This is a genomic window from Nocardioides yefusunii (genome assembly GCF_004014875.1).
GTDB lineage: Bacteria > Actinomycetota > Actinomycetes > Propionibacteriales > Nocardioidaceae > Nocardioides > Nocardioides yefusunii.
In genome coordinates, this window is record NZ_CP034929.1 from 1494616 (window position 1) to 1518687 (window position 24072).

At 68.0% G+C, this 24072-nt stretch carries 23 protein-coding genes and 10 tRNA genes; 17 read left to right on the top strand and 16 right to left on the bottom strand.

The window, feature by feature from the left end:
- The first annotated feature begins 152 nt into the window (after positions 1-152).
- From recA to EOV43_RS06770, 5 genes are read left to right on the top strand one after another with little or no spacing between them, the layout of a single operon-like run.
- Positions 153-1208 (top strand): recombinase RecA, encoded by a 1056-nt coding sequence (gene recA / locus EOV43_RS06750; protein ID WP_417626022.1) that lies wholly within the window; start codon positions 153-155, stop codon positions 1206-1208.
- A gap of 42 nt (positions 1209-1250) precedes the next feature.
- A complete protein-coding gene (locus EOV43_RS15690; protein WP_239022254.1) occupies positions 1251-2165 on the top strand; it encodes a regulatory protein RecX in 915 nt (304 codons plus the stop codon).
- Between the two features lie 31 nt (positions 2166-2196).
- The gene (locus EOV43_RS06760) at positions 2197-3072 is read left to right on the top strand and encodes a PPK2 family polyphosphate kinase (RefSeq protein WP_128220411.1); all 876 of its coding nucleotides are present in this window, start codon (positions 2197-2199) and stop codon (positions 3070-3072) included.
- A gap of 7 nt (positions 3073-3079) precedes the next feature.
- The gene (locus tag EOV43_RS06765; RefSeq protein ID WP_239022255.1) at positions 3080-3823 is read left to right on the top strand and encodes a HipA family kinase; all 744 of its coding nucleotides are present in this window, start codon (positions 3080-3082) and stop codon (positions 3821-3823) included.
- Entirely contained in the window at positions 3820-4233 is a 414-nt protein-coding gene (locus tag EOV43_RS06770) for a DUF3037 domain-containing protein (RefSeq protein WP_128220415.1), read from the top strand. Before EOV43_RS06765 ends, EOV43_RS06770 begins: the two co-directional genes overlap by 4 nt.
- Before the next feature lie 43 nt (positions 4234-4276).
- On the opposite strand, the gene EOV43_RS06775 is transcribed toward EOV43_RS06770, so the two are convergent.
- The 4 genes from EOV43_RS06775 to EOV43_RS06785 all read right to left on the bottom strand — a co-directional run bounded on the left by EOV43_RS06775 (position 4277) and on the right by EOV43_RS06785 (position 7771).
- Positions 4277-5020 carry a sirohydrochlorin chelatase gene (locus tag EOV43_RS06775; protein ID WP_128220417.1) on the bottom strand — a complete coding sequence of 248 codons (744 nt, stop codon included), beginning with the start codon at positions 5018-5020 and terminating at the stop codon, positions 4277-4279.
- Between the two features lie 129 nt (positions 5021-5149).
- Positions 5150-5896 carry a phosphoadenylyl-sulfate reductase gene (locus EOV43_RS06780; RefSeq protein WP_128220419.1) on the bottom strand — a complete coding sequence of 249 codons (747 nt, stop codon included), beginning with the start codon at positions 5894-5896 and terminating at the stop codon, positions 5150-5152.
- Complete coding sequence (locus tag EOV43_RS15390; protein WP_164878780.1) at positions 5893-6069, bottom strand: hypothetical protein; 177 nt, start codon at positions 6067-6069, stop codon at positions 5893-5895. Before EOV43_RS15390 ends, EOV43_RS06780 begins: the two co-directional genes overlap by 4 nt.
- A 1-nt stretch (position 6070) precedes the next feature.
- Entirely contained in the window at positions 6071-7771 is a 1701-nt protein-coding gene (locus tag EOV43_RS06785) for a nitrite/sulfite reductase (RefSeq protein WP_128220421.1), read from the bottom strand.
- 340 nt (positions 7772-8111) lie between these two features.
- Between EOV43_RS06785 and EOV43_RS06790 the strand changes: the two genes are divergently transcribed.
- The 4 genes from EOV43_RS06790 to EOV43_RS06805 all read left to right on the top strand — a co-directional run bounded on the left by EOV43_RS06790 (position 8112) and on the right by EOV43_RS06805 (position 12339).
- Complete coding sequence (locus EOV43_RS06790; RefSeq protein ID WP_128220423.1) at positions 8112-9557, top strand: glycine hydroxymethyltransferase; 1446 nt, start codon at positions 8112-8114, stop codon at positions 9555-9557.
- 130 nt (positions 9558-9687) lie between these two features.
- Positions 9688-10674 carry a YihY/virulence factor BrkB family protein gene (locus EOV43_RS06795; protein WP_128220425.1) on the top strand — a complete coding sequence of 329 codons (987 nt, stop codon included), beginning with the start codon at positions 9688-9690 and terminating at the stop codon, positions 10672-10674.
- Positions 10675-10687: 13 nt separating this feature from the next.
- A complete protein-coding gene (locus tag EOV43_RS06800; RefSeq protein WP_128220427.1) occupies positions 10688-11785 on the top strand; it encodes a potassium channel family protein in 1098 nt (365 codons plus the stop codon).
- A 32-nt stretch (positions 11786-11817) separates the two neighbouring features.
- Complete coding sequence (locus EOV43_RS06805; protein ID WP_128220429.1) at positions 11818-12339, top strand: bifunctional adenosylcobinamide kinase/adenosylcobinamide-phosphate guanylyltransferase; 522 nt, start codon at positions 11818-11820, stop codon at positions 12337-12339.
- Positions 12340-12354: 15 nt separating this feature from the next.
- Here EOV43_RS06805 and EOV43_RS06810 read toward each other — a convergent pair whose 3' ends face one another.
- Both EOV43_RS06810 and cobT read right to left on the bottom strand, forming a co-directional pair.
- Positions 12355-13158, bottom strand: coding sequence for an adenosylcobinamide-GDP ribazoletransferase (locus EOV43_RS06810; protein WP_239022256.1), 804 nt, complete (start codon positions 13156-13158; stop codon positions 12355-12357).
- Entirely contained in the window at positions 13155-14225 is a 1071-nt protein-coding gene (gene cobT, locus EOV43_RS06815) for a nicotinate-nucleotide--dimethylbenzimidazole phosphoribosyltransferase (RefSeq protein WP_128220431.1), read from the bottom strand. The genes EOV43_RS06810 and cobT overlap by 4 nt, the downstream gene beginning before the upstream one ends.
- Positions 14226-14349: 124 nt before the next feature.
- Between cobT and EOV43_RS06820 the strand changes: the two genes are divergently transcribed.
- From EOV43_RS06820 to EOV43_RS06830, 3 genes are read left to right on the top strand one after another with little or no spacing between them, the layout of a single operon-like run.
- Positions 14350-15954 carry a circularly permuted type 2 ATP-grasp protein gene (locus tag EOV43_RS06820; RefSeq protein WP_128220433.1) on the top strand — a complete coding sequence of 535 codons (1605 nt, stop codon included), beginning with the start codon at positions 14350-14352 and terminating at the stop codon, positions 15952-15954.
- Complete coding sequence (locus EOV43_RS06825; protein WP_128220435.1) at positions 15948-16880, top strand: alpha-E domain-containing protein; 933 nt, start codon at positions 15948-15950, stop codon at positions 16878-16880. Before EOV43_RS06820 ends, EOV43_RS06825 begins: the two co-directional genes overlap by 7 nt.
- On the top strand, positions 16877-17716 hold the full coding sequence (locus EOV43_RS06830) for a transglutaminase family protein (protein WP_128220437.1): 840 nt from the start codon (positions 16877-16879) through the stop codon (positions 17714-17716). Before EOV43_RS06825 ends, EOV43_RS06830 begins: the two co-directional genes overlap by 4 nt.
- 78 nt (positions 17717-17794) lie before the next feature.
- On the opposite strand, the gene EOV43_RS06835 is transcribed toward EOV43_RS06830, so the two are convergent.
- The 9 genes from EOV43_RS06835 to EOV43_RS06875 all read right to left on the bottom strand — a co-directional run bounded on the left by EOV43_RS06835 (position 17795) and on the right by EOV43_RS06875 (position 19459).
- Positions 17795-17869, bottom strand: a tRNA-Val gene (locus EOV43_RS06835).
- A gap of 41 nt (positions 17870-17910) precedes the next feature.
- Positions 17911-17986 (bottom strand) — tRNA-Gly (locus EOV43_RS06840).
- Positions 17987-18251: 265 nt separating this feature from the next.
- A tRNA-Val gene (locus EOV43_RS06845) sits at positions 18252-18326 on the bottom strand.
- Between the two features lie 41 nt (positions 18327-18367).
- Positions 18368-18443: transfer RNA gene (locus EOV43_RS06850), tRNA-Gly, on the bottom strand.
- A gap of 242 nt (positions 18444-18685) precedes the next feature.
- Positions 18686-18760: transfer RNA gene (locus tag EOV43_RS06855), tRNA-Val, on the bottom strand.
- An 18-nt stretch (positions 18761-18778) separates the two neighbouring features.
- Positions 18779-18849 (bottom strand) — tRNA-Cys (locus EOV43_RS06860).
- Positions 18850-18904: 55 nt separating this feature from the next.
- A tRNA-Gly gene (locus EOV43_RS06865) sits at positions 18905-18977 on the bottom strand.
- A gap of 294 nt (positions 18978-19271) precedes the next feature.
- Positions 19272-19346, bottom strand: a tRNA-Val gene (locus EOV43_RS06870).
- 40 nt (positions 19347-19386) lie between these two features.
- Positions 19387-19459, bottom strand: a tRNA-Gly gene (locus EOV43_RS06875).
- Positions 19460-19583: 124 nt separating this feature from the next.
- On the opposite strand from EOV43_RS06875, the gene EOV43_RS06880 reads away from it, so the two are divergent.
- Positions 19584-20435: an aminotransferase class IV gene (locus tag EOV43_RS06880; protein WP_128220439.1), complete on the top strand. Its 852-nt coding sequence runs from the start codon at positions 19584-19586 to the stop codon at positions 20433-20435.
- Positions 20436-20465: 30 nt separating this feature from the next.
- Here EOV43_RS06880 and EOV43_RS06885 read toward each other — a convergent pair whose 3' ends face one another.
- Complete coding sequence (locus EOV43_RS06885; RefSeq protein WP_128220441.1) at positions 20466-20897, bottom strand: SsgA family sporulation/cell division regulator; 432 nt, start codon at positions 20895-20897, stop codon at positions 20466-20468.
- A gap of 146 nt (positions 20898-21043) precedes the next feature.
- On the opposite strand from EOV43_RS06885, the gene EOV43_RS06890 reads away from it, so the two are divergent.
- From EOV43_RS06890 to EOV43_RS06905, 4 genes are all read left to right on the top strand, one after another.
- On the top strand, positions 21044-21538 hold the full coding sequence (locus EOV43_RS06890) for a PGPGW domain-containing protein (protein ID WP_206611415.1): 495 nt from the start codon (positions 21044-21046) through the stop codon (positions 21536-21538).
- A 138-nt stretch (positions 21539-21676) separates the two neighbouring features.
- Positions 21677-21748: transfer RNA gene (locus EOV43_RS06895), tRNA-Val, on the top strand.
- Between the two features lie 102 nt (positions 21749-21850).
- On the top strand, positions 21851-22351 hold the full coding sequence (locus tag EOV43_RS06900; RefSeq protein ID WP_128220443.1) for an NUDIX hydrolase: 501 nt from the start codon (positions 21851-21853) through the stop codon (positions 22349-22351).
- A gap of 81 nt (positions 22352-22432) precedes the next feature.
- Positions 22433-24031: an ABC transporter substrate-binding protein gene (locus EOV43_RS06905; protein WP_128220445.1), complete on the top strand. Its 1599-nt coding sequence runs from the start codon at positions 22433-22435 to the stop codon at positions 24029-24031.
- Positions 24032-24072: the final 41 nt, after the last annotated feature.

Genomic DNA, 24072 nt, shown 5'->3' on the forward strand with positions numbered 1-24072 from the left:
GTCCACAGGTACGACGCGGGCGGGACGTTCTCCACAGTCGTGGCACTTCTGATCAGGAAGTTGTCGGTGGTCCGCTCTAGCGTCGCAGATGTACCTGACGACGACCTACGACGAGATCGGAGCTGCACATGGCAGCCAAGAAGTCCGCACCGGTGAACTACGGCGGCGACCGAACCAAGGCGCTCGACGCAGCGCTGGCCAACATCGAGAAGTCCTTCGGCAAGGGCTCCGTGATGCGACTGGGTGACGAGACCCGCGCTCCGCTCGAGGTCATCCCCACCGGCGCCATCTCCCTCGACATCGCCCTCGGCCTCGGCGGTCTGCCGCGTGGTCGCGTCGTCGAGATCTACGGTCCTGAATCGTCCGGTAAGACCACCGTCGCCCTGCACGCCGTGGCCAACGCCCAGCGCGCCGGCGGCATCGTCGCCTTCATCGACGCCGAGCACGCTCTCGACCCGGAGTACGCCAAGAACCTCGGCGTCGACACCGACGCTCTCCTCGTCTCCCAGCCCGACTCCGGTGAGCAGGCGCTCGAGATCGCGGACATGCTGATCCGCTCCGGTGCCCTCGACCTCATCGTCGTCGACTCCGTCGCAGCGCTCGTGCCCCGTGCCGAGATCGAGGGCGAGATGGGTGACAGCCACGTCGGCCTGCAGGCGCGCCTCATGAGCCAGGCGCTCCGCAAGATGACCGGTGCCCTCAACAACTCCAACACCACCGCCATCTTCATCAACCAGCTGCGCGAGAAGATCGGCGTCATGTTCGGTTCGCCGGAGACCACCACCGGTGGTCGTGCGCTGAAGTTCTACTCCTCGGTCCGCCTCGACGTGCGTCGTATCGAGACCCTCAAGGACGGCACCGACGCCGTGGGCAACCGCACCCGCGTCAAGGTCGTCAAGAACAAGGTCGCCCCGCCGTTCAAGCAGGCTGAGTTCGACATCATGTACGGCAAGGGCATCTCCCGCGAGGGTGGCCTGATCGACGTCGGCGTCGACGCGGGCATCGTCCGCAAGGCCGGCGCCTGGTACACCTACGAAGGCGACCAGCTCGGTCAGGGCAAGGAGAACTCGCGCAAGTTCCTCAAGGACAACCCCGACCTCGCCAACGAGATCGAGAAGAAGATCCTCGAGAAGCTCGGTGTCGGTCCGCAGGTCGACGCTCCGGCTGAGGATTTCTCCGAGGAGCCGATCGGCGTCGACGACTTCTGAGTCGAGGCCTGATCTCTCCTGTTGACCACTCCCGCGTGACGCATGGGTGACCCGAAGCGTGCCGGCGGCGCCGAGCCAGACCCCTGGCTCGGCGACGTCGGCTTCGGCGTCTCCGCATGGCTCGACGGGGCAGGTGTCTCCCGTGACGACCTGATTCCCACCGAACCGCCGGAGTGGGCCGGCCCACTGCCCGACACCCCGTTCGTTCCCGACGTCGACCCCGCCGAGACCCCGCGTCAGACGTGGGGTCGGGGTGCCGAGCGCCGCTCCGAGTGGGCTCCCGGACGGGGCGGTCGCAGCGAGGGATTCGGCAGCCGCAAGGCCGCAAGCCGCGCCGGTGGTGCCGCGAAGAAGGCAGCCAAGCGCCCCTCGCGCTACGAGGAGGACGGCAACCTCAAACCCCGCAAGGAGCGCAAGCCCAAGCTCTCCCCGGAAGAGGCAGTGGCGGCGATGACGCCGCTCGAGCTCGAGGAGTACGCGCGCAAGATCATCCTCGACCAGCTCACCGGGCAGGCCCGCAGCCGCAAGGAACTCAACGACAAGCTGGCCAAGAAGTTCGTCCCCGAAGAGCTCGTCACACGGCTCCTGGACCGCTTCGAAGAGGTCGGTCTGATCGACGACGAGGCGTACGCCCGGATGTGGATCGCCAGCCGCCAGCCCGGCAAGGGACTCGCCGGACGTGCCCTGGCCCAGGAACTGCGCCGCAAGGGGATCGACGACGAGGTGGTCAAGGAGGCCGTCGCCGAGATCGATCCCGAGGACGAACGCGACGCCGCCGAACGACTCGTCGCCAAGAAGATGCGCTCCGTGGGTGGGCTCGACCGACAGGTCGCGACCCGACGGCTCGTCGGGATGCTGGCCCGCAAGGGGTACAACTCCGGCCTCGCGTTCAGCGTCGTGCGTGAAGCTCTCGACGCCCACGCGGCCGAGACCGAAGAGGAACCTGACTGGGGCTGACGGCGTGCTCGTGCGCCGTCATGATGGGGCGATGAACTCCTCTCCGGACGTGGGGCTGGGCCCCGTCGATCTTGTTGCCCTCCGTCTCGAGTCGGGGCCGGTGGACCTCACCTCGTTCGCCACCGACGCCACTCCCGGTGTGGATGGCCGCAAGGCGGGGGAGCAGGCGCTCGCCAACCTCGCCCCCGTGCTCGCCGACCTGCAGGAGCGGCTCTGGGCGGCACGGCTGGCCGGGTCACGACAGCGGGTGCTGGTGGTGCTGCAAGGCATGGACACCTCCGGCAAGGGCGGGACCATCCGCAAGGCGTTCGGTCTGGTCGATCCCCGCGGTCTGCAGATCACCTCGTTCGGGGCACCGACCGCCGAAGAGCGAGCCCGCGACTTCCTCTGGCGGATCCGTCCTGCCCTGCCCACGCCGGGACACATCGGGGTCTTCGACCGCAGCCACTACGAGGACGTGCTGATCCAGAGGGTTCGCTCCTTCGCCCCACCCGAGGAGATCGAACGCCGTTACGGCGCGATCGCCGAGTTCGAGCACGACCTCGCCGAGGACGACGTCACGGTGGTGAAGATCCTGTTGCACATCAGCCCCGAGGAGCAGGCCGAGCGGCTGCGCGAACGACTCCTCAATCCCGCGAAGCACTGGAAGTACGACCCCTCCGACCTCGACGACCGCGCGCTCTGGGACGAGTACCGCACCGCTCACGAGATCGCGTTGGAACGGACAGACGCCGAGCACGCCCCCTGGTACGTGGTTCCCGCGGATCGCAAGTGGTTCCGTAACCTTGCCGTGGCGCAGATCCTCGCCGAGGCCCTTGCCGGACTCGACCTGGACTGGCCCGAGGCAGATTTCGACGTCGCGGCCCAACTGGCCCGACTGGACGATGTGGACATCAGTGATTCCTGAAGTGAAGGTGACGCGCTACGTCACCCCGTTGCGTGAGGGCGGAAGTCTGCCCGGGATCGTCGAAGCAGACGACTCCGGCACGTACGTCATCAAGTTCGTCGGCGCCGGACAGGGTGTCCGGGTGCTGGTGGCGGAGATGATCGCCAGTGGTCTGGCGATGCGTCTGGGACTGCGTACCCCGCGTCTGGTCGCGCTCCAGCTCGGTGCGGAGATCGCGCGCTACGAGGCCGACGAGGAGGTTCAGGACCTGCTGCAGGCCAGCATCGGCCTCAACCTCGGCGTCGACTACCTCCCTGGTTCGTTCGGATTCGACGGTGACGTCGACGCCGACCCCGACGAGTGCGGCACCATCCTGTGGCTCGACGCCTTCTGTGCCAACGTGGACCGTTCGTGGCGCAACCCCAACCTGCTGGTGTGGCGTGACGAGGTCTGGGTGATCGACCACGGCGCCTCGCTCTACTTCCACCACGCCTGGTCGCGCAGCATCACTGACCCGGCCCGGTTCGCCGTCCAGAAGTGGGACGTCACCGACCACGTCCTGGAGCGTCATGTCGACCGCGTCCCGGCCGCCGACGAGCGCGCCCGTGCGGTGCTCTCGCGCCAGGTCTTCACCGAGATCGTCGCCGAGATCCCTGACGTGTGGCTGACCTCGACGCCCGACGTCACCCCCGACGAACTCCGTGCCGCCTACGTCGACTTCCTCGACGCGCGTCTGGCCCAGCGGGTGTGGCTGCCGGGCGGTGCGGCATGAACACCACGGCCCCGGTGGACACCACCGCACAGCAGAGCTTCACCTACCAGTACGTGGTGCTGCGCTGCGTCCCGCGCCCCGAGCGTGAGGAGTTCCTCAACGTCGGCGTCGTCGTCTACTGCCAGGAGGCCGACTTCCTGCAGGTGCGTTGGAACGTCGACCGCGCGCGCGTGCAGGCGTTCGCACCCACGCTCGACGTCGACCGGGTCTGCTCCTCGCTCGACTTCGTCGAGGGGGTCTGCGCCGGCGACTCGCGCGGCGGTGCCGCTGCGGGACGCCCGATCAGCCAGCGCTTCGGTTTCCTCAAGGCACCCAAGTCGACGGTGCTGCAGCCGGGACCGGTCCACGGTGGCGTGGCCGCTGACCCGGCCGCTGCCCTCGAAATGCTGACCGGCCGCCTGGTGGGGTGATTCCCCCACGCAGGCGGCCGGTGCCGGCGGTCTCAGTTCGCGGTCACACCGGAACGAGCTCGACGGCACCCACGGCGTAGCGGGCCAGGACGGTGCGGGCCACCTCGGGGTGGGCGCCCAGCGGTGCGGAGACCGCCACGGCGCCTGCCTCGTGGGCGAGTTCGGCAGCGCGGTCCGGCAGGAAGCCGGGCGCCAGGAACAGCGACGCGACCGCGATGTGGCGACGTCCCTGGTTACGGAACGCGCGCACGGCCTCACCGGTGGTCGGCGGTGCCGCGGAGGCGAAGGCAGCCTTCACCGGCAACTTGTGGCGGGCGCCCCAGAGGCGGGCCAGACGGGCCACGGACTGGTTGGCCAGGGGGTCCGAGGACCCTGCGGCAGCCAGGACGAGGGCGTCGAGCTCGCGGACACGTGCGTCCTTGAGCGCCTCGCGCATCCGGATGTCGAGGACGTCGAGGAAGGTGGTCTCGAGTCCGAGCACTCCGGTGGCGCGAATCTGGAGACCGGCGTGGCGGCTCATGGCCTCCGCGACGGCCTCGGGAACGTCGACCTTGGCGTGGTACGCCTCGGTCAGCAGCAGCGGGACGACGACGATCTCGTCGAAGCCCGCCTTCACCAGTCGGTCCACCGTCGAGGTGAACGACGGCTTGGACAGGTCGAGGAATGCCTGCTCGATTCGGAGGTCCGGACGCATGCGTCGGACCTCGTCGACCAGTGCCTTGACGGTCGCCGCGGACCTGGGGTCGCGGGAACCGTGGGCGAGTGCAACCAATGCAGGAGCAGCCATGACGGGTGCCTCCCAATCTCTCCGGTGGTGTGCATCGACGACGTTGTCGATCCTGTGATGCTCTTCAGGTGTGGGTGACGGGCAGTGTTTCCACCGCCCGTTGCTGCACGGGGGGAGTGGGGGATTGCCTCAGGAGTGCAGTCCGCACTCGGTCTTGTTGGTGCCGGCCCAGCGACCGCTGCGCGGGTCGTCACCAGGGGCAACGCGCCGTGTGCACGGCCAGCAGCCGATCGACGGGTAGTTGTCGTAGACGAGTGGGTTGACCAGGACGCCGTTCTCGGCCATGTAGGACTCCACCTGCTCGTCACTCCAGCGAGCGATGGGGGAGACCTTCACCTTGCCCTTCTTGGCGTCCCAGCCGATCACCGGCGCGACGACCCGGTTGCGGGTCTCTGCGCGTCGGAGTCCGGATGCCCAAGCGTCGTACCCGTCCAGCGAGGTGGCCAACGGGTCGACCTTGCGCAACTTGCAGCACAGGTCAGGATCGGTCTTGTAGAGATCCTTGCCGTACGCGGCGTCCTGCTGCTCCACGGTGAGCGGAGGCAGGATCGTGACGACGTTGACGTCCATGGTTGCGGCGACGGCGTCACGGGTTCCGATGGTCTCGACGAAGTGGTAACCGGTGTCGAGGAAGACGATGTCCACGCCAGGGACGACCTTCGCGGCCAGGTGGGCCAGCAGGGCGTCGCCCATGGACGAGGTGATGGCGAACCGCTCGCCGAAGGTGGCGGCGGCCCACTCGATGATGGTCTCGGCGGGAGCGAGCTCGAGCTCGGCGCCCATGTGCGAGACCAGTTCGCGCAGTTCTTCGGGGGAACGCCCCTCGGTGTGGGTGCCCTTGAACGCCCGAGCGGCGTTGGTCGTCTCGGTGCTCACCTGTTTCCCCCAGGTCTGGCGATCATGCCGTGGTACTTGACGTCGAACTTGCGCAGGCAGGAGCGGCACTCCCAGGACGCGCCCGGCGCCTCGGCGTCCTCCGCCGGGAGGTGGGGCCAGAGGTTGTCGTCACCGCAGTAGGGGCAGTGGTTCGGCTGGGCGCGTCCCGACATGTCAGACCGCCTCGAGCGCGAGGTCGCCGCGCAGGTTGGCGTCGTCGGTGCGGGCGGCCCAGGTGGCGAAGCTCTCGCCCTCGGTGCGGTCGGTCAGGTAGTTGCGGACCACGGTGGTGACGTAGTCGTCGAGACCGAGGCTGGTCACCTTGTGGGCGCGCAGCTTGCGGCCGAAGTTGGCCTGCAGGCCCAGGGCGCCACCGAGGTGCACCTGGAAGCCCTCGACCTGGTTGCCGTCCTCGTCCATGACCAGCTGACCCTTGAGGCCGATGTCGGCGATCTGGGTGCGGGCGCAGGCGTTGGGGCAACCGTTCATGTTGACCGAGATCGGCACGTCGAGCTCGGGGATGCGTCGCTCGAGCTCGTCGATGAGCGCGGCGGCGCGAGCCTTGGTCTCGACGATCGCGAGCTTGCAGAACTCGATGCCGGTGCAGGCCATCGTGTTGCGGCGCCAGTTGGAGGGACGCGCGTCGAGGCCGATCTCCTTGAGGTCGGCGACGACGGCCTCGGTCTTGTCGGCGTCGACACCGATCACGACGAGCTTCTGCCAGGCGGTCAGGCGGACGCCGGCGGCGCCGTGCTTCTCGACGATGTCGCCGAGGCCGTTGAGGATCTCGCCGTTGATGCGGCCCACGACGGGGGCGGCACCGATGTAGAACTTGCCGTCCTTCTGCTCGTGCACACCGATGTGGTCACCCTGACGGGTGGGGACGCCGGGGGAGTCGAGGCGGATCAGCTCACGCTTGAGGTACTCGCCCTCGAGGACCTCCATGAACTTGTCCTTGCCCCAGTCGGCGACGAGGAACTTGAGGCGGGCCTTGGAGCGAAGTCGGCGGTATCCGTAGTCACGGAAGATGCCGCAGACCGCCTCCCACACGTCTGCGACCTCGTCGAGCGGGACCCAGACGCCGAGCTTGACGGCCAGCATCGGGTTGGTCGAGAGACCACCGCCGACCCAGACGTCGAAGCCGGGCCCGTGCTCGGGGTGGACGTTGCCGACGAAGGAGATGTCGTTGACCTCGGGCGCGGCGTCGTGGCTCGGGTGACCCGAGACGGACGTCTTGAACTTGCGCGGGAGGTTGGAGAACTCGGGGTTGCCCAGGATGCGGCGCTTGATCTCGTCCATCGCGGGGGTGCCGTCGATGATCTCGTCCTTGGCGATGCCGGCGACCGGCGAGCCGAGGAAGGGACGCGGGGAGTCGCCGCAGGCCTCGAGGGTGGTCAGGCCGGCGCTGCCGAGGCGGTCCCAGATCTCGGGGACGTCCTCGATGCGGATCCAGTGGTACTGGATGTTGTTGCGGTCGGTGATGTCGGCGGTGTTCTGGCCGAACTCGACCGAGATGCCACCGAGGGTGCGCAGCGCGTGGGCGTCGAGGATCGCGCCGTCGGTGCGGACACGCATCATGAAGAAGCGAGCGTCGAGCTCCTCCTCCTCCACGGTCGCGGTCTTGCCGCCGTCGAAGCCGGGCGCGCGCTGGGTGTAGAGACCCATCCAGCGGAAGCGGCCGCGCAGGTCGGCGGGGTCGATCGAGTCGAAGCCCTTCTTGGAGTAGATGCCGAGGATGCGACCTTCCACGTTGAGTGGGTTGTCGTCCTTCTTGCTCTGCTCGTTCTTGTTGAGGGGCTCGGAGTAACCCAGGGCCCACTGGCCCTCGCCGCGCTTGCGACGGGGACGGGACGGGGCGGTGGGAGTGGCAGTCATCAGTGTTCCTTGCAGCGCTGCGGTCCTCTCTCGGGTGAGGACCGACGGATCTGGATGTCAGGGTCAGTGCAGCCAACAGATCGCGCTGCCGGTACGCATCAGGTCCACGTGGAGTCGCTCCACGAGGTACTGATGGGTGGCCGGGCTGATCATGCTGGCGAGTCTCATGGTGCGGACAGTCTTGTCACAACCGTTATGTTCGCTATGTGGACTCGCGTCTCAGTCTATGGGACGCCGGTGCTGGTTCTGAGGCTGGGGCGCACCTTCGGTGAGTTGCAGGTCACACGGGGCTGCGGGCCCGTGTTCTTGCTCGGTCACGAACCGATCTAGGCTGTTGCCCATGACCGACGCACTTGCGAAGACCACCAGCGCCGCATATGACGCAGCTCTCGAGGTGATTGCCTCCGTCGAGCCCCGTATTGCCCAGGCCACGCGCCAGGAGCTCGCCGACCAGCGTGGATCGCTGAAGCTCATCGCTTCGGAGAACTACGCCTCCCCGGCCGTGCTCATGACCATGGGTACCTGGTTCAGTGACAAGTACGCCGAGGGCACCGTCGGCCACCGCTTCTACGCCGGTTGCCAGAACGTCGACTCCGTGGAGTCGATCGCCGCTGAGCACGCCCGCGAGCTGTTCGGTGCCGAGTACGCCTACGTCCAGCCGCACTCCGGCATCGACGCCAACCTCACCGCCTACTGGGCGATCCTCGCGCACCGCGTCGAGGGCCCGTGGCTGGAGAAGATGAGCGTCAAGAACATGAACGACCTGTCCGAGGAGGAGTGGGAGGAGCTCCGCAACGAGCTCGGCAACCAGCGCCTCCTGGGCATGTCGCTCGACGCCGGTGGCCACCTCACCCACGGGTTCCGCCCGAACATCTCCGGCAAGATGTTCCACCAGAACCAGTACTCGACCGACCCCGAGACCGGTCTGATCGACTACGACGCCCTGATGGAGCAGGCCAAGGAGTTCAAGCCGCTCATCCTGGTCGCCGGTTACTCCGCTTACCCGCGCCGCATCAACTTCCGCAAGATGCGCGAGATCGCGGACGCCGTCGGCGCGACCCTCATGGTCGACATGGCTCACTTCGCAGGCCTCGTGGCCGGCAAGGTGTTCACCGGCGAGGAGAACCCGGTTCCCTACGCCGACATCGTCACCTCCACCTCGCACAAGTCCTTGCGTGGTCCGCGCGGTGGCTTCATCCTCGCGACCAAGGAGTACGCCCCCAGCGTCGACCGCGGTTGCCCGATGGTCCTCGGTGGCCCGCTCAGCCACGTCATGGCTGCCAAGGCCGTCGCGTTCGCCGAGGCCCGTACCGAGGAGTTCCAGGCCTACGCCCAGCAGGTGGCCGACAACGCCAAGTCGCTGGCCGAGGGCTTCCTCTCGCGTGGCGCCAAGCTCGTCACCGGTGGCACCGACAACCACATCGTGCTCGTCGACGTCTCCTCCTTCGGTCTCACCGGCCGTCAGGCGGAGTCGGCCCTGCTCGACGCCGGTGTCGTCACCAACCGCAACTCGGTCCCGCAGGACGCCAACGGCGCCTGGTACACCTCGGGCATCCGCCTGGGTACTCCGGCCCTGACGACTCGCGGCTTCGGCCACGAGGAGTTCGACAAGGTCGCCGAGCTCATCGTCGACGTTCTCAGCAACACCACGCCGGGCACCACCAAGGCCGGCGACCCGTCGAAGGCGTCCTACGTCCTCGCCGAGGGCGTGGCCGACCGTGTCCGTGCGGCCAGCGCCGAGCTGCTCGACGCCAACCCGCTCTACCCGGGTCTCGAGCTCTCCTGAGCCCTGCCGCGGTCACGCGAGTGAGCCGCGACTGAGGCCTTGCGGAGGTCCCGTGCTTCGGCACGGGGCCTCCGTTGCATTTCGGTGGGCCTGCGCCAGCACTCGACTCGGCCCGATTAGGGTGAGCGCCATGTCCAGTACCGAACCGAGGACGCAGGATCCCGCGTCGAGTACCGGAGAAACAGCCACGCGGGCTGCGCGGCTGCGGGACTGGGCCTCGGTGTTGCTCTTCCGGCTCTGGCGCGTCGTCGTCGAGACCGTGGGCGCCTGCTTGCGACACCGGGTCACGGGCCTCGCCGCAGAGGCGGCCTTCTTCGCCGTCCTCTCGGTGCCGCCGCTGATCTTCGCCCTCACCGGCGCGATCGGCTACATCTCCGAGCGGTATCCGCCGGCGCAGATCGCCGACCTGGAGAACGCCATCGTCTCGCTCTCCTCGAAGGTCCTCACCGAGGACGCGGTGTCCCGTGTCATCGAGCCGACCATCGAGGAGGTGCTGCGTGGGGGCCGCTTCGACGTCATGTCGTTGGGTTTCTTCCTGGCGCTCTGGTCCGGCTCCCGGGCCCTGAACGTCTTCGTCGACACGATCACGATCATGCACGGCCTCGGTGGCCAGCGCGGGATCGTGCGGACCCGGGCGTTGTCCTTCTCGCTCTACATCCTGGCGATGGTGCTGGGCTCGCTCGCTCTGCCGTTGGTGGTCGCGGGGCCGTCGTTGATCAACGCCTGGTTGCCTGAGCAGGTGAGCGTCCTGGGTCGGTTCTACTGGCCGGTCGTGGTGCTGCTCTGCGTGGTGTTCCTCGCGACGCTCTACCACGTGGCCGTGCCGGTGAAGACGAACTGGAGCTTCAACCTCCCGGGAGCGATCTTCTCGCTGGCGAGTTGGATCGCGGGTTCCTACCTGTTGCGCGGGTTCCTCACCGCCACGGCGTCGGAGTCGAGTTCGGTCTTCGGTCCGTTGGCCGCGCCGATCGCGGTGCTGCTGTGGCTCTACCTGCTCTCGATCGCGATGCTGATCGGAGCCGCCGTCAACGCTTCCTTCGACCGGGTGTTCCCCCAGACGGAGACGGTGCTGGCGCGTCGCGGTGCGGCTGTACGTCGCAAGGACGCCGCGGCGTGACAGACTCACCGACGTGAGCAAGCGGTTCGAGTCGTCCCCGCCCTCGGGGACCCTGGTCCGGCTGCCGGAACCCGAGACGTCCCCGTGGCGTGCCCTGGGACGTCGGCTCCTGGCAGCGACGTCGGTCCTGGTGGGCACGGTCCTGCTGGTGTACCTGGACCGCGCGGGCTACCAGGACGGCAATGATCCCAGCGGCAAGGTCGACCTGCTCGATGCCATCTACTACACGACCGTCACCCTGAGCACCACGGGCTACGGCGACATCACGCCGGTCTCGGACACTGCTCGGCTCGTCAACGCATTCGTCATCACGCCCGCTCGCATCGCCTTCCTCGTCCTGCTGATCGGCACGACGCTCGAGGTGCTGGCGAGCCAGGGACGTGAGATGTTCCGGATCTCCCGGTGGAGGAAGCAGATGCACGACCACGTGGTCATCGTCGGGTACGGCACGAAGGGTCGTTCCGCAGCGCTGACCTTGCTCACCAGTGGCTACGCGCCTGAACGGATCGTGGTCGTCGACCCGAGCCCTGCGGCCCTGGAGGAGGCGCACGCCGACGGTTTCGCCGTCATCACCGGTGACGCCACCCGCCGTCACGTCCTGCAGATGGCTGACGTCGCAGAGGCCTCGCGCGTCATCATCACCACCAACCAGGACGCCACCAACGTGCTCACCACCCTCACGGTGCGCCAGGCCAACCCCGACGCCGAGATCGTCGCTGCGGTCCGTGAGCAGGACAACGCCGACCTGATGCGGCACTCCGGCGCGGACTCCGTCATCACCTCCGCCGAGACGGTGGGCCGCCTGCTCGGCCTCTCGTCGCTCTCGCCCAAGCTCGGCACCGTCATGGAGGACCTGCTGACCGCCTCGGAGGGCCTCGAGGTCGCCGAACGGGAACTGTTGGTCACCGAGGTAGGGATGCAGCCCCAGCGGGTCGCCGACCAGGTGATCGCGGTGATCCGCGACGAGAAGGTGCACCGCTACTACGACCCGGTCGTCACCCAGCTGGCCCGCGGCGACAAGCTGATCGTGGTGCGCCCGGCACAGGAACTGCCCTGGGCGCCTCGCCCCGGAACCCACGCCGACGAGTCGTTCGCGCGGGACGAGGAGTGAGGCTCCCCAGTGCCGGCGCGCAGCCTCGGACGGTGCTGGTCACCGGGGGAGTGCGCAGCGGCAAGTCGACCCATGCCGAAACCCTGATGGCCGGGGCGGCCGAGGTCGTCTACGTGGCACCTGGCCCGTCCCCGGACGTGGAAGGTGACCCGGACTGGGCGGCGCGCGTCGCACTGCACCGTTCCCGACGCCCGGCGTCGTGGAGGACGGTCGAAGGCACCGACGTGGCATCCGCCCTCGGTGGCGCGGGTGCGGTGATGGTGGACTGCCTGGGCACGTGGGTCACCAGCGTGATCGACGAGGAGAGTGCCTGGGAGCGCTCCTCCGACGACCTCCACGCTCTGGTTCAGGCGCGTCTCGACGTCGTGCTCGCAGCTGCTGCGTCGCACCCGGGTCGGATCGTCTGGGTGACCAACGAGGTCGGCATGGGGCTCGTCCCCGAGCACCGCTCCGGTCGGATCTTCCGGGACCTGCTCGGCACCGTCAACCAGCGGGTCGCGGCGTCGTCCGAGGCCGTGCACCTGGTGGTGGCCGGTCGCGTCCTGGAACTCTGACTCGCAGGGTGGCACTCAGCCAGCGCTGAGGACCACGAGCAGTGCGGTGAGCGCGAGTTCGACCCCGGCACCGTAGACGTCGCCGGTGACGCCTCCGAGGCGGCGGGTCGTGTGGCGCACCAGCACCAGCACTGTCGCGACTGCGGCGAGCGCGGCCAGAACCGGCTGCCAGAGCGGGAGGCCGGCTGCTGCGCCGGCACCGGTCAGGAGAGCGGCCAGCGCCACCCAGAGGGCGGCTGCGGCGCCCGTCAGAACGACCCCGGCCATCGGGTGCCCCAGCCCGTCACGACGGGCCGGAAGGACGCCGCGGCGACACGTCAGGGCCAGAGCGCCGCGCGAGGCCAGGACAGCGACGCCGGCGAGCAGGGAACCCTGCCAGGAAGTCAGCAGCGTTGCGAGGGCAGCGGCCTGCATCCCGGCGACCACGACGGTGGCCATGACGCCCGCCGGGCCGGAGGTGCCGGTCTTCATCACCGCGAGGCTGCGTTCGCGGTCGTAGGAGGCGGTGAGTCCGTCGACGGTGTCGGAGAGCCCGTCGACGTGCATGACGCGGGAGCCGAGCGCGAGCACCGCCACCGCGCCGAACGCGGCCACCAGTGCCGGGACGTCCACCACGACGGCGAGAAGACCCACCAGGACCACGCCGATGCCCAGCGGCAGGACCGCCGCCGGGGCGAGCAGCACGCACCCCCGCGCGACGACGGCGTCGACGCGCGAGGGCATCGCGGTGGGAAGAGCGGTCAGCGTGCCCGCGGCGAGCCGCCAGGAGTCACGCAGGGTGACCGGACCGGACGCCGTTCCACCGCGGTGGGAACTCACGCGCCCATGACCTCGCTGAGCAGTGCGACCTCACGCAGGAGGGCGACGGCGCTGCGCAGCACCGGGACTGCGGCGACGGCGCCGCTGCCCTCACCCAGGCGCATGCCGAGGTCGACGAGCGGGGTGAGGCCGAGCTTCTCCAGGGCCATCGCCTGGCCGGGCTCGGTGGACCGGTGGCCGGCCAGGAACCAGGCGCTTGCGCCGGGCGCGATCCGATCGGCGGTGAGTGCACACGCCACCGACATCAGACCGTCGAGCAGCACCGGCACGCCGGCCTCGGCAGCGGCGACCATGTAACCGGTGGTCGCGGCCAGGTCGGCGCTGGAGAGAGCCTTGAGGGTCTCGAACGGGTCGTCCTTGCGGTCGCCGGCGCGGTCCAGGGCAGTCTGGATGACCCCGATCTTGTGGGCCAGCGCGGTGTCGTCGATGCCGGTGCCGCGGCCGGTGACCTCAGCAGCGGGCAGACCGAGGGCGGAGGCGATCATCGCGGCGGCAGGCGTCGTGTTGCCGATGCCCATGTCGCCGGAGAGGAGCAACTGGGCTCCGGCGGCGATCTCCTCGGCCGCGACCGTGCGCCCGGCGGTGTAGGCAGCCTCGAACTCGTCCTCGGTGAGGGCGTCGGTGAGGTGGATCGCGCCGGTGGAGCGACGCACCTTGAACTTCTGCACCTCGGCCGGAGCACCGGCGAGGTCGTCGTCGACGCAGAGGTCGAGCACGCGCACGTGCACGTCGTGGGCACGGGCCAGAGCGCTGACACCTGCCTTGCCGGCCAGGAACATCTGCACCATGGCGGGGGTGATCGAGGCCGGGAACGCAGAGACGCCGTGCTGGGCCACGCCGTGGTCACCGGCGAAGATCGCCAGACGGACGTTGGTGAGCTGCTCGGGGACGGCGTTGCCGTTGGCTGCCGCGAACCAGACTGCGATGTCTCCCAGACGACCCAGCGCGCCGGGCGGGGTGGCCAGACCGGCCAGACGCTCGGTGGCCTGCTGGCGGATCTCGGCGGACGGGGGAGCGACGGGGGTGACGGTGCGGGGCGACTCGGTGCGGGGGTTCTCGGTGCTCACCGGCTCATTCTAGGAGGGTGGCACCGTGCGGCGTGTCGTCGGTGTGAGGAGCGACGCCGTCACCGGCCTGAACCCGTTACGCCTCGGCAACACGGGTGACACACCGCGTCCCTAGTTTCGCGTCATGCAGCAGGTGATCAACGCGTACCGCCCATGCGGGGTGGCTCATGACGAGATGGTGGGGACCGACGGCCTCAGGGCCTCCTACCTGGAGTTGGCCGAGTCGATCGGTGCCCTCGGTGTCGACGAACTCGAGGCGCGGATGGAGGCGTTGCGCACCTCCTACCTCGACCAGGGCGTCACCTTCGACATCGGCGGCGAGGAACGCGCGTTCCCACTGGACGTCTTCCCGCGCGTGATCGAGCAGGAGACGTGGACGAACGTCGAGGCCGGGGTACGCCAGCGCGTCGCAGCGTTGGAGGCGTTCTTGGCCGACGTCTACGACTCCGGTCAGGTGTTCAGCGACGGCGTCGTGCCGCGTAGCGTCGTCACCACCTCATCGCACTTCCATCGTGAGGCTGTCGGGATCCGTCCGCCCAACGGGGTCCGGGTGCACGTCTCCGGGATCGACCTGGTGCGTGACGAGGCGGGCAACTTCCGGGTGCTGGAGGACAACGTCCGGGTCCCCTCAGGCGTCTCCTACGTCATGACCAACCGCCGGGCCATCGCAGCGGCACTGCCCGAGTCGCTGCAGCGGCACCGGATCCGTTCGGTGGCCGAGTACCCGCAACGTCTCCTCGCGGCGCTGCGTGCCGCGGCGCCGGCCGGCGTCACCGACCCGACCGTGGTGGTGCTGACGCCCGGTGTCTACAACGGCGCCTACTTCGAGCACGCCCTGCTGGCCCGCACCATGGGGGTGGAACTGGTGGAGGGCCGCGATCTGGAGTGCCGCCGTGGCCGCGTGATGATGCGGACCACGCACGGCCTGGAGCCGGTCCACGTGATCTACCGCCGGGTCGACGACGAGTTCCTCGACCCGGTGCACTTCCGCGGCGACTCGATGCTGGGCTGTCCCGGGATGATCGACGCCGCCCGTGCCGGTCAGGTGACGCTCGCCAACGCGGTCGGCAACGGGGTCGCCGACGACAAGCTCGTCTACACCTACATGCCCGACCTGATCGAGTACTACCTCGGTGAGAAGCCGCTGCTGCCCAACGTCGACACCTGGCGTCTGGGGGAGCCCGAGGCACTGGCGGAGGTGCTCGACCGGCTCGACGAGCTGGTCGTGAAGCCGGTCGACGGCTCCGGCGGCAAGGGCATCGTGATCGGACCGGCGGCCTCGCGTGCCGAGCTCGACGCTCTGCGGCGTCGTCTGGTGGACGACCCCCGTGGCTGGATCGCGCAGCCGGTGGTCCAGCTCTCCACCGTCCCGACCTGGCTCGACGGTGACCTGGTGCCGCGCCACGTCGACCTGCGTCCCTTCGCGGTCAACGACGGCAACGACGTCTGGGTGCTGCCCGGGGGTCTGACGCGGGTGGCGTTGGGGGAGGGCGAACTGGTCGTGAACTCCTCACGCGGAGGTGGCTCGAAGGACACCTGGGTGATCGCCGGGAACGCGACGCCCGAAGCGGTGGAGGAGGTGGCACCGGTGCACCCGGTGCGGATGGCCCAGGCGCCGAGCGAGGGGCCGGCGATGCACGCCCCTGACCCGGCCTCGGCCGAGCAGCACGGACAACAGCAGCAACAGCAACAGATGCGTGACGACGTGGAGGAGGAGCCGCAGTGCTGAGTCGGATCGCGGAGTCGATGTTCTGGATCGGTCGGTACGTCGAGCGCGCGGAGGACACCGCGCGCATCCTCGACGTCCAGACGCAACTGTTGTGGGAGGCGGCACCGGCCCAGGAAGAGGAGACCTGCCGAAACCTGCTCTCGATCATGGGGGTGGGCGTAGAGGACGACGAACCGGTCGACACCGCTACGGTTCTGGCCCACCTGGTGCACGACATCAACCGCCCCACCTCGGTGGCGGCGAACCTCGCTGCGGCCCGCGAGAGCGCTCGACGGGCCCGGGAGACGCTCTCGGAGCCGATGTGGGAGGCGCTGAACAGCACCCACCGCGTCGTCGCCTCGGGCCAGCTGGCCCGGATGCCACTCGCCTCGGTCTTCACCTGGGTCCGGGATCGGGTCGCGCTGGTCAACGGTGCCGCCGATGCGACGATGACGCGCGACGAGGGCTGGCAGTTCCTGGTTCTGGGGCGCTTCATCGAGCGGGCCGACATGACCTCGCGCCTGGTGGCGACGGCGTCGTTCCGCTCCACAGCCGGGTCTCCGTGGACCTCGATCCTGAGGGCCTGCGGTGGCCACGAGGCGTTCCTGCGCACCTACAAGGGGTTGGAGACGGACCGTGGCGCGGCGGAGTTCCTGCTCCTGGACCGCCTCTTCCCGCGATCGGTGGTCTTCTCGATGTCGAGGGCCGAGCAGTGCCTGGACAACCTCGAGGGCGGGCAGCGGGCCGGGTTCCAGAACGACGCCCACCGACTGGTGGGACGCACGCGCGCGGACCTGGAGTACCGGGCGTTGTCGGAGGTCACCGCAGACCTCCCGGCAGAGATGGAGCGGTTGCAGCGCACCTGCGCCGAGGCGACCGAGGCGATCGGTCGGCGCTACTTCGCAGGTTCGGAAGGTACGTACTGGATGGGGGGACGGGTCTCATGAGGCTGCGAGTGGTGCACACGACGGGGTTCGAGTACGGCGGGAAGGTGCTGGCGTCCTACAACCAGGCTCGGCTGACGCCGCAGACCAGGCCGGGGCAGATCGTGGCTCACCACCGGGTCGAGGTCGACCCGGCACCGTGGAGTCAGGTCTACCGGGACTGGTTCGGCAACGAGGTCACTGCCTTCGAGGTCCTCGATCCGCACCGGTCGATGACGGTGCGTTCGATCAGCACCGTCCACACCGATCGTCGGGCGGCCCCGGGACCGGTGTTGTCGTGGGACGAGATGGGACGCGCCCAGAGCCAGGACCGGTGGACGGAGTACCTCGCGATCCCCGAGCTCGTGGCTCCCGCCCCGGACCTGGTGCTGGCTGCACGTGAGCTCGCGATGCTCTCACCGACACCGGGTGACGCGGCCCGGGAGATCTGCCGTCTGGTGCACCGCGAGATGGAGTACGTTCCCGGTTCCACGGACGCGACGACGGGGGCTCGCCAGGCCTGGGAGCAGCGCGCAGGCGTGTGCCAGGACATGGCGCACGTGGCACTGGGCGCGCTGCGTTCGGTGGGTGTGCCTGCCCGGTACGTCTCCGGATACCTGCACCCGCGCAAGGAAGCGGTGGTGGGAGAGACCGTCGCAGGGGAGTCCCACGCCTGGGTGGAGTGGTGGGACGGCGGCTGGCGTGGATACGACCCCACCAACGACCTCGAGCCTGGTGACCGGTGGGTGGTGGCCGCCGTGGGGCGCGACTACTTCGACGTCCGGCCCTTGCACGGGGTCTTCACCGGCGCCGGCACGTCGGCGATGTTCGTCGAGGTCGAGGTGACCCGGCTCGAGTGAGGCCGCTCAGTTGGCTGGCTGAGTGGTGCGAGCCGAAATGGCAGAAGGCCCGATCCGTGAGGATCGGGCCTTCTGTGCTGGTGGACGATACTGGGTTTGAACCAGTGACCTCTTCCGTGTCAAGGAAGCGCGCTACCGCTGCGCCAATCGTCCGAGTCTGTGTTCATTCCCTGAGATGTTTCTGGGGGAATTCGTGGAGCGGACGACGAGACTCGAACTCGCGACATCCACCTTGGCAAGGTGGTGCTCTACCAACTGAGCTACGTCCGCATGTTTCCCGGCCCGTTTCCGTGCCGCGCAACAAGAAAGACATTAGTACAAGGTTGGCCCTGTTTGCCAATGGAGGGGGCGGTCGGCCCGGCGGGGGCCGCGGAAGCGTCTTTTCGCGTCAGCTCGCCTTGGCAGGTGCCCGGAGCGGTGCGATGTGCGGTCCAGGTGCAGCTGCCGGGGTAGGAGTTGACGGCTCGCGCGACACGGGTCCCTGGACTGGGGAAATGCCAGAAGGCCCGATCCGTGAGGATCGGGCCTTCTGTGCTGGTGGACGATACTGGGTTTGAACCAGTGACCTCTTCCGTGTCAAGGAAGCGCGCTACCGCTGCGCCAATCGTCCGAGTCTGTGTTCATTCCCTGAGATGTTTCTGGGGGAATTCGTGGAGCGGACGACGAGACTCGAACTCGCGACATCCACCTTGGCAAGGTGGTGCTCTACCAACTGAGCTACGTCCGCATGTTTCCCGGCTCGTTTCCGTGCCGTGCAACGAGAAAAAGATTAGTACAAGCCGTTTGTATTGCGCCAATCGGGATGGCTTGTGTGGCGAATGCCCTGCTCAGGGTCTGTTTTGTCGGCGGTCCCGGCGCGAGCTCGGCGTGGAGGTGGAGGCGCGAGTCGGTGGGGTGTGGCGATGCTCGGGCGTTCCCGAGGGCAAAAGCAAAGAACCCCCTGGCGTGAGCCAGAGGGTTCTTGTGAAGTGGTGGACGATACTGGGTTTGAACCAGTGACCTCTTCCGTGTCAAGGAAGCGCGCTACCGCTGCGCCAATCGTCCGGGTCTTGAGTTGTTTCGAGGTGGGTACGGGATTTGAACCCGTGTACACGGATTTGCAGTCCGTTGCCTCGCCTCTCGGCCAACCCACCATGGAGACCGTCTGACAGGAATCTGAAATGAAGAAACCTGAGGATGACCTCTCAGAGCGGACGACGAGACTCGAACTCGCGACATCCACCTTGGCAAGGTGGTGCTCTACCAACTGAGCTACGTCCGCATGTTGTTCCAGCCCGTTTCCGTGCTGTGCAACGAGAAGAACAGTAGTACAGCTGGGCGCGGCAGGCGAAACCGGGGTCCGCGGAGTGGTTGCTGGGGACTGCGTCCTCGCAGGTCAGGGCCATGAAAGGGGTGCGGTCTGCCGCGGCGTGTCGCTGGTGCACTGGGCGTCGAGGAGGGGGCCGTGTGGGCGCGCGTCCCGGCGGGAGCCCTGGTGACGATGCCTCTGGCTCCGAGGGCTCTGTCGTCCTGAAATGCCAGAAGGCCAGATCCTGTGGGATCTGGCCTTCTGTGGTGGTGGACGATACTGGGTTTGAACCAGTGACCTCTTCCGTGTCAAGGAAGCGCGCTACCGCTGCGCCAATCGTCCTCTGTGGAGCAATGATTCACACCTTAACAGGTGGAAACCGAGCGGACGACGAGACTCGAACTCGCGACATCCACCTTGGCAAGGTGGTGCTCTACCAACTGAGCTACGTCCGCATGTTTCCCGGCGCGTTTCCGTGCCGTGCAACAAGAAGAACAGTAGTACACCGGGTCGGTGCTGCCAAAACCGGGGTGTCGGTGGGCCGCCCTTGGTTGCTGGCGACATCCCTAGAGTGGGCCCATGCGAGCGTGGGTGGACGGCGTCCTGATGTCCGGTGGAGGCGATGTGGGGCGCGACGGGTTGAGTGCCGAACTCTCCGCGCCGACGCCTGGAACCCGTCATGAGAAGGGGCTGGGGGACAGCGTCTTCACCACTGCCCTGGTTCATCAGGGGCGAGTGTTCGCCTGGGCACGTCACGTGCGTCGGCTCGTCGGCTCGGCGCACGCCCTGGGATTGCCTGCGGTGGACGTCGATCTTCTGACTCGTGCCGCGCAAGAGGTGTGGCGCGATGGCCCGTCGTGGGAGCGCGCACGTCTGCGTCTCCTCTGGGGCAGGGCCAATGGCGGTGCTGCCCATCTGACGGTGCGCGTCTCGGAACTGGGGAAGCCCGAGGGGTCGGCACGTGTGGTGACACCGACGGTGCGCCGTACGGCGGCTGCCGCGCTGGGCAACCACAAGAGCAGTGCCTATGCGGAGAACATGCTCGCCGCCGGGGAGGCTCGCAGGGCGGGTGCGTCGGAGGCCATCCTCGCGACCACCGACGGAGCTCTCTGCGAAGGGACCGGTGCCAACGTCTTCTACGTCGTCGACGGAGAACTGCGTACGCCGCCGCTCTCGACGGGTTGTCTGCCGGGGATTGCCCGACAGATCGTGGTGGAGCGATGTGGAGTGCGTGAGGTGTCCGAGGAGATCTCGGTGGCGCACGGCGCGGACGAGGTGTTCCTGACGTCGTCGACGCGCGAGATCCAGCCCGTCAGTGACTGGTCCGGGCGGCAGTACGCCGTCCCGGGAGAGGTGACTCTCGCTGTCCAGCAGGCCTGGAGCGACGTCCGTCACGACCCGACCGAGTGGCTGGACCTCGCGCCCGACTGAAGAGAGGGAGGCGCGAGGGAAGGTGGCGTCTCAGGCCAGGAGCTGGGAGATCATCGACTCGATGTCGAGGTGCTGGGACTCCTCGCCGGCGGGGACGGCGTCGAAGGTGCGCTGCACGAACGCGTTCACCGCGTCGGAGCTGGACTCGGTGACCAAGTGGCCGTCGGGCGAGCTGAGCTCGATGATGACGACGGCGTGACCACGCTCGTCGACCGAGGGGCAGACGTGGACGTCGCCGTCGCCGACGGGAGCGTTGAGCCCGCGGGCCAGCAGGTCGCGCGCGAACGTCCAGGGCAGGTTGCCCTCGTGGGTGAGGAAGGTGACTGTCACGGCGTACGGATCGGCCTCGTCGTAGGAGAAGACGGTGTCGATGTCGTGCGAGCGTCCGGAGATGTCGATGCAGGTGATGGTGATGTCACTGCGGACGCGCCCGGTGACGTGGTGGTCGTAGCTGCTCGACATGGTGTTCCTCCAACGCTGGTCTGTTGTAGAGGAGACGATGGCGGAGGCCCCCCATGACGCGAGGAACAACGACAATTTTGGGGATGTATTTCTCGCTCCACTGAACTTGGTCCTCTGGTTAGGGTGGCGTAGTGGAGAAGGACGACGTGTCCCGCCGTGATGAGGCGGCCCCGGAAAGTCCCACCGGCGAGAGCGCGGAGGAGTACTTCGGGCCGCGATTCCTGGCGCGCCTGCACACTCGTCTGCACAGCAACCCCGTCACCGGGGCCCTGACCAAGGTGGTCGTCACTCTGGCGGGAGTCGTAGTGATGCTCGCCGGCGTGGTGATGATGGTGACGCCCGGACCGGGGATCGTCGCTCTGGTCCTGGGGCTCGCCATCCTGTCGACCGAATGGCGATGGGCGGACCGGTGGCTCGACTTCGCTCGCGCCAAGGCTGCAGCGGCTGCGGAGGTGGCGCGGACCATGGATCCGGCCGTGCGACGTCGACGGATCCTGCTCGCGACCGGCGTGCTGGTCGGGGTGGTGGCTCTCGTCGTCGGCGCCCTGCAGGTGTGGGGTTGGCCCGGTGTCGCGGTCGAACTGTGGGACGACCTCCAGGCGCGCGCGTCGTTCGTTCCGGATCTCCCCGGCATGCCTTGAGGCTTTTCTGGCCCGTGACCTGCGGATTCGTCCGCGCTGGATGGGACTGGGTCAGCGAAAGGGAGCCCCCCAATGTGTGCGTCGGTCATCCTTACGCTAATGTTTCATCTCGCAAGGCAGCAACGCCGAGCAAACAGCGGGCGATTGGCGCAGTGGTAGCGCGCTTCGTTCACACCGAAGAGGTCACTGGTTCGAACCCAGTATCGCCCACCGCTGAATGGAAACCCCCGGTCTCATGGCCGGGGGTTTCTGCGTTCTCCGGGGCTTTCCCGGGGGCGCGTGGGGGTGATCCGGGCATACGGTGGAGTGACCATGACGCCTGTGAAGAAGTCGCCCCGAATGAGCGCCGGCCTGTTGATGCACCGAGTCTCCTCGGCAGCCGGTCGCCTCGAAGTCCTGCTGGTCCATCCCGGCGGGCCGTTCTGGGCACGCAAGGATGCGGGTGCCTGGTCGATTCCCAAAGGGGAGTGGGAACCCGACGACGGCGATCTGCGCTCGGTGGCGGTGCGTGAGTTCGTCGAGGAGATCGGAGTCGCCCCTCCGGTCGGCGAACTGGCGGCGTTGGGGGAGGTGCGTCAGGCCGGGGGCAAGGTCGTGACGGCGTTCGCTCTGGCTGGCGACGTAGACCTGAGTGGGTTCCGGAGCAACACCTTCTCCATGGAGTGGCCGCCGCACTCCGGTGTGCAGCAGGAGTTCCCGGAGGTCGACCGTGCAGAGTGGTTCTCGCTCGAGGAGGCGCGCGCCAGGCTCAACCCGGCCCAGGCGGAGTTCCTCGACAGGCTTCTCGAGACCCGCGACGACACCCCTATCTGATTCAAGTTGTACCGGATAGGTGGTCGGAGCGGCGTCGGTGCGCTACTGTCTTGTTGCGAATCGTTTGCAACAAGGAGAGTCATGCGTCGTCACCGCCTCGGTACCGGTCTCACTGCCACTGCCCTGGTCACGCTCACCGCGCTGACCGGCTGCTCGTCGTCGGGGGACTCCTCGTCGTCGGCGAAGAACGACGGCACCGAACTGCGCCTCGCCATCGGTGGTGAGGACGAGGCCGGCTACGACCCGACGCTGGGCTGGGGGCGCTACGGCTCGCCGCTGTTCCAGTCCACGCTGCTCACCCGCAACGCCGACCTCTCGTTCGGCAACGACCTCGCCACCTCCTACGAGGTCAGCAAGGACGGGCTCACCTGGACCGTCGCCCTCCGCGACGACGTGACGTTCAGCGACGGAGAGGCGCTCACCGCCGCCGACGTCGCCTACACGTTCACCGCTGCGTCGAAGTCGGGCGGTCTGACCGACGTCACCAACCTCGCCTCCGCGAAGGCCGTCGACGACACCACCGTCGAGTTCACCCTCAAGAAGCCGCAGTCGACCTTCGTGAACCGTCTGGCCTCGCTCGGCATCGTCCCCGAGCACGCCCACGGCAGCGACTACGCCAAGAACCCCATCGGCTCGGGCCCGTTCACGTTCGTCGACTGGCAGCAGGGGCAGCAGCTCGTCGTGCAGCGCAACGAGAACTACTACGGCGACAAGCCCGACTTCGAGCGCGTCACCTTCGTCTTCACCGAGGAGGACGCCTCCCTGGCGGCTGTCCGTTCGGGCGAGGTGAACGTCGCCGGTCTCCCTGCCTCGCTGGTGGGTCAGAAGATCGACGGCACCCACGTCGTTCCGGTCACCTCGATCGACAACCGCGGCATCTCGTTCCCCACCGTCCCCGCCGCAGGCAAGAAGTCGCCCGCCGGCGAACCGATCGGCAACGACATCACCGCCGACGTCGCCGTGCGTCGTGCGGTGAACCTCTCGGTCGATCGTCAGGCGCTCGTCGACGGCATCGTCGACGGCTACGGCACCGCTGCCTTCGGCCCCGTCGACAACTCCCCGTGGTTCGAGGAGAAGACCCGCTTCACCGACAACGACGTCGCAGCCGCGAAGAAGGAACTCGCCGACGGCGGGTGGAAGGACACCGACGGTGACGGCGTCGTCGAGAAGGACGGACGCAAGGCCGAGTTCACCCTCGTCTACCCGGCCGGTGACTCCCTGCGTCAGGGCATCGCCCTCAGCGTCGTCGACCAGGTCAAGCGCGCCGGCATCACGGTGAAGACCGAGGGCCTGGGCTGGGAACAGATCTACGCCCGCCAGCACAGCGACGCCGTCCTCTTCGGCTGGGGATCTCACGACCCCTACGAGATGTACACGCTCTACAAGTCCGACCTCGCAGGGGTGGAGTCCAACAACCCCGGCTACTACCGCAACGCCGACGTCGACGCAGAGCTCGACGCAGCACTGCTGGCCACCGACCAGACTGAGGCGACCTCGCACTGGAAGGCGGCACAGCTGCCGTTCTCCGGCACGAAGGACGCCGCTTGGGCCTGGCTGGTGAACCTGGAGCACACCTACGTCGTCGACGACTGCCTCGACCTCGGTGAGCCCCGCACCGAACCCCACGGTCACGGCTGGCCGCTCACCGCCGGCATCGCCGACTGGAAGTGGACCTGCTGAAAGCGGACCACTGAGGACTGACCTCCTCATGACTCCGTTCG